Annotated in this window: 1 protein-coding gene and 1 pseudogene; both read right to left on the bottom strand. The window is 73.3% G+C overall.

From position 1 onward, the window contains the following. Positions 1 to 1,194 (bottom strand): DEAD/DEAH box helicase (locus JNW89_RS36095; protein ID WP_375155186.1); only part of this gene is annotated, 1,194 nt, incomplete at its 3' end. Between the two features lie 232 nt (positions 1,195 to 1,426). Continuing rightward, positions 1,427 to 1,637: pseudogene (locus JNW89_RS36100) on the bottom strand (hypothetical protein); the annotation flags it as partial.

Here is a 1,637-nt window from a genome sequence, read left to right on the forward strand (position 1 = left end):
GTCGCCGACGCGGACCCGGGTCTCGGCCGGCGCGACGCCGGCCTTCTCCATCATCGCCAGCGTGGTGCGGCGCTGCTTGGGCAGCACCAGGGTCGCCACCGCGCCGGACTCGCCCGCCCGGGCGGTACGGCCCGCGCGGTGCAGGTAGTCCTTCGGGTCCTTCGGCGGGTCGATGTGCAGCACCAGGGAGACCCCGTCGACGTGGATGCCCCGGGCGGCCACGTCCGTGGCGACCAGGACGTTCATCCGGCCCTCGCGGAACTCGGCCAGCGTCTTGGTACGCATCCGCTGGGTCTTGCCACCGTGCAGGCCGCCGGCCCGTACGCCGACCGCGGCGAGCTGCTCGACCAGCCGGTCCACCCCGAGCTGGGTACGCGCGAAGAGCATGGTCCGGCCGTCGCGGGCCGCGATGGACGCCGCCACCGCGAACTTGTCGTGCGGCGGGATCAGCAGCATGTGGTGGTCCATGGTGGACACCGACGCGGTCGACGGGGCGGTCGAGTGGGTCACCGGGTCGGTCATGAACCGCTTGACCAGCGAGTCCACGTCACCGTCCAGGGTGGCCGAGAAGAGCAGCCGCTGGCCGCCCGCCGGCGTCTTCGCCAGCAGCTCGGTCACCTCGGGCAGGAAGCCCATGTCGGCCATCTGGTCGGCCTCGTCGAGGACGGTCACCTCGACGTCGTCCAGGCGGCACACGCCCCGGTTGATCAGGTCGCCGAGCCGGCCCGGGGTGGCCACGACGATCTCCACGCCACGGCGCAGCGCGTCGATCTGCCGGTCGTACGGCACGCCGCCGACGGCGGTCTTGAGGAAGATGCCGACGGCCTTGCCGAGCGGCATCAGGGCGTCGTTGACCTGCATGGCGAGTTCCCGGGTGGGGACCAGCACCAGGGCCCGGGGGTGCAGCGGGCGGGCCCGGTTGCGGTCGGCGAGCCGGGCGATCAGCGGCAGCCCGAAGGCGAGGGTCTTGCCGGAGCCGGTCTGGCCCCGGCCGAGCACGTCCCGGCCGGCGAGCGCGTCGGGCATGGTGGCCCGCTGGATCTCGAACGGGGTGGTGATGCCCTGTCGGGCGAGCGCCTCGACCAGCGGCCGGGGCAGGCCGAGGTCGGCGAAGTCGACGTCGGCGGCGGGGGTGTCCCCGACGGTGGGGTCGAGGACGGACGGAGTGGTGCCGGGGTCAGCGAAGGTGGTCAAGAAATGCCTTTCGAGCGGGGCGCATCTTCGCGATGGCCCGCTGCGGCTGCACGCCGCCGAATCGCCCGCAAGATCGCCCATGGGCGCGCACCACGCGCGCCGGGTCAGTGATCCCCACAAGTGTACGGCGGCCCGGCGACGCCGCCAGTCGATCGCGAGGGGGTAGTGGGCGGGCTCACCCTCGCCCCGCGTACGCCCACGGACCGGACGGCGTGGCCCGGACCGCCCACGTTCACTTGTTCAGGATGTTGCCCACCAGGCCGTCCATGGCGTCGTTGGCGAGCAGGACGACCAGCACGCTGATCGCCACCAGCAGCCCCAGCGAGGCGGCCAGGACGACCACCACCCGGGTGGTGCGGGATCGTTCGGCGGGCGTGTCGGCCCAGCCCTGGGCCAGGATGTGCCCGGTCAGCGAGCCGGAGTTCTCCAGCGGGTTGCCGGCC

This window comes from Micromonospora sp. 4G55, from assembly GCF_016803375.1.